General features: G+C 64.9%; 4 protein-coding genes. 3 read left to right on the plus strand and 1 reads right to left on the minus strand.

Going from position 1 to position 3,962, the window contains the following annotated elements; genetic code table 11:
* A partial coding sequence (locus tag VJ307_04175; GenBank protein ID HJX73333.1) for a hypothetical protein occupies nt 1-579 on the plus strand: 579 nt, incomplete at its 5' end.
* A 6-nt stretch (nt 580-585) separates the two neighbouring features.
* Nucleotides 586-924 carry a P-II family nitrogen regulator gene (locus VJ307_04180; protein ID HJX73334.1) on the plus strand — a complete coding sequence of 113 codons (339 nt, stop codon included), beginning with the start codon at nt 586-588 and terminating at the stop codon, nt 922-924.
* A 162-nt stretch (nt 925-1,086) separates the two neighbouring features.
* Here VJ307_04180 and VJ307_04185 read toward each other — a convergent pair whose 3' ends face one another.
* Nucleotides 1,087-3,054: an APC family permease gene (locus tag VJ307_04185; protein ID HJX73335.1), complete on the minus strand. Its 1,968-nt coding sequence runs from the start codon at nt 3,052-3,054 to the stop codon at nt 1,087-1,089.
* A gap of 168 nt (nt 3,055-3,222) precedes the next feature.
* Between VJ307_04185 and VJ307_04190 the strand changes: the two genes are divergently transcribed.
* Nucleotides 3,223-3,962, plus strand: a 740-nt coding sequence (locus VJ307_04190; protein HJX73336.1) for a (Fe-S)-binding protein, incomplete at its 3' end; no start/stop codon positions are given.

The following is a 3,962-nucleotide window of genomic DNA, read 5'->3' on the forward strand; positions in this document are numbered from 1 at the left end:
GGCGACAAGCTTCCCCCCGTCGTCGTCCTGGGGCCGACCGTCGGGATCCTCCCGTTCGAGAAGGTCCAGGCCGAGGCCGGGTTCGACCTGATCCACGCCGGTACCGACGCGGACGACTACCCGCTCTATTTCCACGGCAAGCTCGGAACGCCGGAAGGCTCCCTCTTCCGTTCCTCGCCGGCCATCGCCGTCGGGGGGTACAACTTCGGGACGAAATCGGACGTCACCAACCAGAACATCGTCTACGGCCTGGTCGCCAGGACCTTCCCCGTGATCGGGCGCCTCTCTGTCGGCTATTTCGCGGGGAACGACAAGATCCTCGTCGACGCAAACGGAAGCAAGGACGAAAAGGGCGTTTTACTTTCCTGGGACCGGACCCTCTCCGAGATCTCCGACAACCTCTGGGCCGCGGTGGACTACCAGGGGACCGACTCCGCGATCGGAGCCTTGAGTTTCGGGATCTCCTACGCCTTCGCGAAGAACGCGAGCATCATCTTCGGCTACGACATCTACAACGAGAAGAAGACCGGGGGGGAGAACACCTTCACCGTCCAGGTGGACTTCAACCTGCCGAGGTAGCGCGCAATGAAGAAGATCGAGGCGATCATCAAGCCGTTCAAGCTCGAGGAGGTGAAAAACGCGCTCCAGGAGATCGGCGTGACCGGCATGACCGTCACCGAGGTCAAGGGGTTCGGCCGCCAGAAGGGGCACACCGAGATCTACCGCGGCGCGGAGTATTTCGTCGAGTTCATCCCGAAGCTCAAAATCGATCTGGCCGTGGCGGCCGACACGGTCCCCGCGGTGGTGGAGCGGATCCTCACCTCCGCCCGCACCGGGAAGATCGGCGACGGGAAGATCTTCGTCTCCGACGTCGAGGAGGTCGTCCGGATCCGCACGGGCGAGCGGGGGCGGGAAGCTTTGTAGCGACGTCATGCTCGACGGGCGTTTTCCCGGAGGCTGCGCGGGAACCTGTCCCTCCCTGTCCGCGCGGCCTCCGCCGCGGGGAACGGATCTCCTGCCGGAATCCTCCCTTCGCTCCCCGACGGAGAACCCTCCTGCGCCCGGACCATCGGGGAAGGCGGTGCGTCACATCGCCCGGATGGGGAGGATGATCATCGGAAGGCCCTGGAAGACGAGCTTCTTCTGGACCAGGAAGGAGGTCTGGTTGTGGAGCAGCCGGGAGAAGAAGCTCTCCTCCCGGAAGACGAGCTTCCCCGCGAAAAACATGACGCTCGGAAAATCCTTCGCCGTCCCGGACGCCAGGTGGTCGAGCACCGTGATGGCGTCGGTCCCGACCTCGGAACGCGCCTCCGCAAAGAAACCGTGCCCCTTGGCGAACTCGACGTACTTCTCCAGCTGGGCCTTCAGGTCCTGGGTAAGGTTCACGACCTCCTGCGCCCCCTTGAAACGGCTCGTGTCGATGACGCCGGCGGAGAGGAAGACGAAATTGCGGAACATCCCGGGAAACGAACGGATCACGTTGAAGAAGACGTGCATCCCCATCCCGTTGTACCCCGACACCAGGATCGCGGCCGTGGGAGCGTTCCGGAGCACCACGGGCTCCTGGGCGGTGGGGACGGTCACCGGGGGCAGGGACAACAGCAGGTCGTCCAGCCGCAGGAGAAGCTCCTGGGTCTGCCGGTAATGGCGCCGGATCAGGAAGGACAGGGCGATGAAGGTCCCGGTGATCAGGAGGGTCACCCAACCCCCTTCCGGAAACTTGATCCATATCGTCACGCAAAGGATCGAGGCCGTCAGGAGGAATCCGAATCCGTTGATCCCGAACCTGTGCCTCCACCCCTTCACCCTGCGGTGGTCCTTCCACCAGTGGACGCACATCCCGAACTGGGAGAGGGTGAAGGTCAAAAACACGTTGATCGAGTACATGACCACCAGGTACTTGACCGACCCCCCCGTCAGGAAGAGCATCAGGAACGCCATCCCCCCCATGAAATAGACTCCGTAATTTCTCACGAGCCGCTCGGAGAGGTGGGCGAAGCGGGCCGGCATGTACCGGTCGACCGCCATGTTCGACAGGACCTGGGGTCCGTCCAGGAACCCGGTCTGCGCCGCCACGAACAGGAGGACGGCCTCCGTGGCCAGGATCCCGGCCACGAATATTCCCCCGAGGTGCGGCCCGCCCAGGTTGCCGATCAGGGTCTCGATCAGGACCGCGTTGAGCGTCTTGCCGGGAACCGGCCGGATGTCGTTCAGCACGTACCCGAGAATGATCCCCCCCGCAAGGAAGGAAAGCGAGACGGCCATGTACAGCATCGCCCTCTTTCCCGTGTGCACCCGGGGCTCGCGCAGGGTCTGCATCGAGTTGCTCACCGCCTCGATCCCCGTGTACGTCCCGGCGCCCATCGAGTAGGCCCGCATGAGGAGCGCGGCCACGCCGAATCCCCCCATTTCGGAAGCGGCCAGGGAGAGGTCCACCGATACCCGGGAGGCGAGCGCGGGCACGTCGGCCAGGTGGCGCCCCACGCCGTAGAAGACCAGGGGCACGTGGGAGAGGATGAAGGCAATGAAGATGGGGGTCAGGGCCATCACGGACTCCTTGACTCCCCGCAGGTTGATCCAGATGAGGAAGACGATGATGAGCCCCATGGACAGGAACTTCCCTGCCTGCCATCCCGGGGGGAGGAAGCTGTAGATCGCGTCGACGCCGGCCGCGACGGAGATGGTGACCGTCAGGACGTAGTCGATGACGAGAGCCGAGCCGGAGACGACGCCGGCCTTCTCCCCCAGGAGCTTGGAGGCGACGATGTATCCGCCCCCCCCGGACGGAAACTCCTCGATGATCTGCGAGTAGCTTCCCGAGATGAGGAAGATCGTGACCACGGTGGCCATCGCCACGAAGATCGCCAGGACCGTGTGGTTCCCCAGGGCGAGGTACGCCTCCTCCGGGCCGTACGACGAGGAGGAGATCCCGTCCGCCCCCAGGCCCACCCATGCGAAGAAGGCGATCAGGGAGATATGCTGAAAGATTTTCGGGTCGAAGATGTCTCGCGGGGCGCCGAAAAGGAAGAGTTTCGCCCGCCGGTACCAGGACATTGGTTCCCTCGAAGAGTCGCCGTCCTGTTCCTCGGGCGGCTTTCGGATTATGCTACCGCTTTCCTCCGCCGGCGTCGAATCTCCCGCCGGGCAGAGGCGGGCGGGAGCCCGGGAGGGCAGGGAGAATTCCCGGGTCAGCCGCCCCCCCGTTTCGCTTATACTTGGGGGATGGCCGATCGGAAACCGGTTTCCGTTTCCCTCTTTTCCACCTGCCTGGCCGACACGTTCTTCCCGAGCGTGTGCTTCGCCACGGTCGCCGTCCTCGAGAGGTTCGGCGTCGACGTCCGGGTCCCCCTGTCCCAAACGTGCTGCGGGCAGCCGGCCTTCAACTCCGGCAACCGGAAGGAGGCGCGGAAGATGGCGGCAAGGTTCCTCTCCGTGTTCCAGGGAGAGGAGCACATCGTCACCCCCTCCGGCTCCTGCGCCACGATGGTCAAGCACGAGTACCCGGTCCTGTTCCGGGACGAGCCGAGGATGCTCTCCCTCGCCTACCAGGTGGCCGAGCGGGTCTTCGAGCTCTCCCAGTTCCTGGTCGACGTCCTGGGCGTCGTCGACCCCGGCTCGACATACCGCGGGAAGGTGACCTACCACGACTCGTGCCACCTGAAGCGGGGGCTGGGCGTAACGGAAGCGCCCCGGACGCTGCTCAAGGCCATCCCGGGCGTCGAGTTCGTGGAAATGGAGGAGAGCGACCGGTGCTGCGGCTTCGGCGGGGTCTTCTCCGTCAAGTACCCCCACATCTCCTGCCGGATGGCCGATCGCAAGATCGAGCGGATCCTCGAGACCGGCGCGCAGGTGGTCACCTCCGGGGACCTCGGGTGCCTGATGAACATCGGGGGGACGATCTCGCGGTCGGGCTACCCGGTCCGCGCGGTGCACATCGCGGAGATCCTGGCGGGCTCCGAAGG

The organism is Candidatus Deferrimicrobiaceae bacterium (assembly GCA_035256765.1).
Classification (GTDB): domain Bacteria; phylum Desulfobacterota; class Deferrimicrobia; order Deferrimicrobiales; family Deferrimicrobiaceae; genus CSP1-8.